This window comes from Sinorhizobium psoraleae (genome assembly GCF_013283645.1).
In the GTDB taxonomy this organism is placed as follows: domain Bacteria; phylum Pseudomonadota; class Alphaproteobacteria; order Rhizobiales; family Rhizobiaceae; genus Sinorhizobium; species Sinorhizobium psoraleae.
Map to the genome: position 1 here is coordinate 1 of NZ_JABEKV010000016.1, position 4,218 is coordinate 4,218.

The window sequence follows — 4,218 nt, forward strand, 5'->3', positions numbered from 1 at the left end:
GCTGACGATCATCTTCGGCTTGCCGCGCTCCTTGATAATCCGGTCAAGCTCACGGACAACCCGCAGGCCGGAAAGCGATGTATCGGCGACGACCTCGTGCTCCTTCAGAATGCCGATAATCTGTTCGTCCGTGAAACGCTTGCGCTTCATTCCCTGGTCCTCTCAATGGGCCAGAGCTTACTTCAAAATGGATTATTTCAACGGGGCAAGGTCAATCTGTCCCGACTCGTTTCCTTGTCCACTCTCTGCACTGACGGCATCAGGTCGTCCTGGAGCATACACAGACTCTCCTCCTACGACCTAGCGTGAAGTCGCTGCGCTTCCCGGCATGTATCACGTCAAATCCACCAGTTGGACAAATAACCAGAATATATCCTAAAATATATTCGTTTCAGTTTTGGGTGAAATATCAATATCTTATCGTCTTCAACATGAAATAAGCAGAATATATTCTTAAATATATCTTCTGCTCCTCTTGTCTTAAAACAAGTACTAGTAGAGCTTCGTGTTTCGTCATTGGCTGCCCGCATCGCCTGCCGGTCACCTCCGCCCTTCCATCGCTTAGAGAGTGAAGTGCCACCATGTCCGAACAACCCTTGCCGACGCTGCCGATGTGGCGCGTCGATCACATCGAGCCCTCGCCCGAAATGTTGGCGCTAGGCGCCAACGCCCCGATCCATCGCGTGCGCTTCCCGTCCGGGCACGAAGGCTGGTGGGTGACAGGCTACGACGAGGCCAAGGCGGTGCTGTCCGACCCGGCGTTCCGGCCCGCGGGAATTCCGCCGGCGGAATTCACCCCGGATTCGGTGATTCTCGGTTCGCCGGGGTGGTTGGTCTCGCACGAGGGGGGCGAGCATGCCCGGTTGCGCACGATCGTGGCGCCGGCCTTCAGCAACCTCAGGGTGAAGCTGCTCGCGCAGCAGGTCGAGGCGATCGCCGCGCAGTTGTTCGAGACGCTGGCGGCCCAGCCCCAGCCCGCCGACCTGCGGCGCCACCTCTCATTTCCGCTTCCGGCCATGGTCATCAGCGCGCTGATGGGCGTGCTCTACGAGGATCACGCCTTTTTCGCCGGGCTGTCCGATGAGGTGATGACGCACCAGCATGAAAGCGGCCCGCGCAGCGCGTCGCGCCTGGCCTGGGAAGAACTGCGCGCCTACATTCGCGGCAAGATGCGGGACAAGCGCCAGGATCCGGGCGACGACCTGCTGACGGATCTGCTCGCGGCGGTCGACCAGGGCAAGGCGACCGAGGAAGAGGCGATCGGCTTGGCGGCGGGCATGCTGGTGGCGGGGCACGAGAGCACCGTCGCGCAGATCGAATTCGGCCTGCTGGCCATGTTGCGCCATCCGCAACAGCGCGAACGCCTGGTCGGTGATCCATCCCTGGTGGACAAGGCGGTGGAGAAAATCCTGCGCATGTACCCGCCAGGGCGCCGGCATCGGCAAGGCATGCGCCCCCGCCATCGCGCGCGAGGGCGGCAAAGTGGTGGTGGCCGACATTGATGGCTCGGCGGCCATCGCCTGCACCGCGCAGATCGCGGCCGAAGCGGGCCACGCGCTCGCCCTAGCCATGGACATCGCCGATGCGCAGGCGGTGACAGCGCGCCGCTGTCTCGCCACACGGGGCATGCCGATGCGGATTGTCATGGACGGATGTGCGGTGGGGTAATAGCGCCGGCCTTTTTCGACTCGGCGAGCGGCGAGCCGCCGCGGTGTTGCCGGCGTCGCACCGAGCGCGGGCGCAGAGTGCAGCAATACCGCACGTCGCCGTCTGTCACCGCTGAGCCCTGGCACGACTTTGACGATCGCGCCACCGCCGCGGGCAATCATCCGCGGTATAGCAGAGCAGCGTGGCCGCTTTCCTGTCAGGTACAAGGACATGAACAACATGAAGACCGGTTCCACGCTACGCGACGACCGAACTGGCGTTTCCGCGCTGGGCGGATGCGAAGTGGCAAATCGAGCGGATCGGTCTTGAAGCCGGGCCACTGTCGCAATGGCTTTATGAAGGACTTGCCAAGGCAGGATTGCCCGTGATCTGCATCGAGACCAGGCATGCCAAGGCATTTTTGAAAGCCCAACCGAATAAGACGGACCGCAACGATGCGCGTGGCATAGCCCAGATGATGCGCGTCAATCTCTACCGGCCTGTGCATGTGAAGACACTGACGAGCCAGAAGCACCGGGCATTGCTGACCGCGCGCAAATTCCTGCAGGAAAAAGCCATCGCCATCGCGAATGACATTCGCGGATTGTTGCGCAACTTCGGTCAGTCGGATTGGTCGGCAAGGTCAAATTCGAGGAGCGGATCAATGAGCTGGTCGAAGACAGGCCTGAGCTTCGTGAGATCATGCAGCCTTTATTAACTGCACGCAAACTGCTGCGCGAAGAGTTCACCAAGCTGCACAAGAAGGTTTTGGATTTGGTCCGTGAGGATGAAGTCTGCCGCCGGTTGACGACGATCCCCGGTGTCGGGCCCGTTGTCGCTCTCACCTATACGGCAACCATCGACATTCCTGGGCGGTTTGCACATTCAAAGGCGGTGGGTTCTGTGCTCAGGCTGACGCCGAAACTGAACGAGTCTGGTGAAAGCAACCGGGTCGGGCGAGTATCCTGTTGCGGTGACGCAATGATGCGATCCCTGCTGTACGAAGCCGCGCAAGTCCTGCTGGTAAACGTTAAGAAATGGTCGTGGCTAAAAGCTTGGGCGATGAATATCGCCAAACGCCGCGGCAGGCAAAAGGCGGTTGTAGCCTTGGCCCGACGGCTTGCTGTGATCATGCATCGCATGTGGAGTGACGGAACCGAATTCTGTTGGACACGGGAGAGCTTGCCTGTTGCTGCGCAATTAGCAACCAAGGTGACAAGAACAAAAGGAGACAAGATTCCGCCGCCGGTGGAAAGATGTCCTTCGCAGGACGACGGATGGGGTGAGTTCGCGTGTTGTCTTGGTACGGTCGTTTATTGCGATCAGGTCGCCGATTAGATTGTTCCGCCTCATTCGTCTGGTCCCATAATGGGAGGGCCACGCAGGCCGAGCCCGGAGAGAAGCGCGACACTGCGAAGACATCAATCACCATAGGTACGCTTAGTCAGAAGGCGCGTGACCTCACCACGCCGAATAGAGAAGACAACCCATCAGCAAAAGATCACGGGGATCGGCCTGAGCCATCCGGCTCCGAGAGGAGTGCCGCCCATTCCGATATATCAACTATCGGTTCGACGGCCTCCATATTTTCTCTCAACCAAGCCAAAGTTCGAGCGGTCTCCGCGGCCTCGCTAAGCGGGGGGGACACCTCGTCAGTCCTGGCGAATGCCGGACCGGCAGGCGCCGGCACAGAATGATGATCAGGCTCACGCAAAGGGAATGACGCGGGCGCATTCAGACCAACCACCGGCGCATCAAGCGCATGATGATGGCGCGCTGTTGAGTGAGCCGGCTGCGGCACCAGGGGGTCAAGCGTCGGCAAACTGGCTCCGGTGGAAGGCGCCGCGGCGCGCTCTTGTTCGCTGCCTTGCATCATGGGCTGCCACTCCGTGTTGACGAGCGTCTGCCCGCGCTGACGCAAAATACGTTGCGGCGAGCCGGGCTGTGGAGCGCCCTGCGTGGCCTGGTGAGCGCCCGATCCTGGCCCGGTAAACGGCGGCGGAAAGCCAGGCGCGCCGGCCCAAGCATTGAGTTCGAATGGTTGGTGCTGGTTCCCATGAACAATTGACTCAAACCTGCCGTCCAACTGATGGCTGGGAGGCGGCATCGGCACGGGAGCGCCCGAATTGCCGATCTGGCTCGGCTGCCGCTCGCTGGCGAGGCTGTGCGGATTGTCAGTCCTTGGCCTTTTCGCCGGTCTCAACAGCGCGGTGTAATTCGCATTGTTGATGATGAGGCCGCCCCTGTTCAGGAGGTTGCTCCCGTCAAGGGCACTCGTCAGCTCGTGCTGGGCCTCCAAGTGGCGTTCAGACTGCGCTGGCGCAACTCGTCGGGCTTGCTGCTCTGGCAAGACGGCGTGTTGCACCTGCGGCCCAGCTGCTACAAAAGCTTCCGCTGGGACTGCGGCACGCTCGTGCGGCAAGGGCTGCCACAGCCGCCCTTGCAGCGCCCGCCGATCGGCGACGAGGTGGTTGAGGTGCAGCGGCGCTTGGGGCTCTGGCCGCTTTTCGCACGCCAGGAGTTGAACCAGCTGGCGCGTGCCGTCCACCACGAAGACGCCGCAATCAACAC

4 pseudogenes are annotated in these 4,218 nt (G+C 61.1%); 3 read left to right on the forward strand and 1 reads right to left on the reverse strand.

Going from position 1 to position 4,218, the window contains the following annotated elements:
* Nucleotides 1–581: 581 nt before the first annotated feature.
* From ILFOPFJJ_RS32810 to ILFOPFJJ_RS32820, 3 pseudogenes are all read left to right on the forward strand, one after another.
* Nucleotides 582–1,430: pseudogene (locus ILFOPFJJ_RS32810) on the forward strand (cytochrome P450); the annotation flags it as partial.
* A pseudogene (locus ILFOPFJJ_RS32815) lies at nt 1,375–1,602 on the forward strand (SDR family NAD(P)-dependent oxidoreductase); the annotation flags it as partial. The pseudogenes ILFOPFJJ_RS32810 and ILFOPFJJ_RS32815, both read left to right, overlap by 56 nt.
* A gap of 340 nt (nt 1,603–1,942) precedes the next feature.
* A pseudogene (locus ILFOPFJJ_RS32820) lies at nt 1,943–2,844 on the forward strand (IS110 family RNA-guided transposase); the annotation flags it as partial.
* A gap of 925 nt (nt 2,845–3,769) precedes the next feature.
* On the opposite strand, the pseudogene ILFOPFJJ_RS36685 reads toward ILFOPFJJ_RS32820, so the two are convergent.
* Nucleotides 3,770–4,218, reverse strand: a pseudogene (locus ILFOPFJJ_RS36685) (Ulp1 family isopeptidase); the annotation flags it as partial.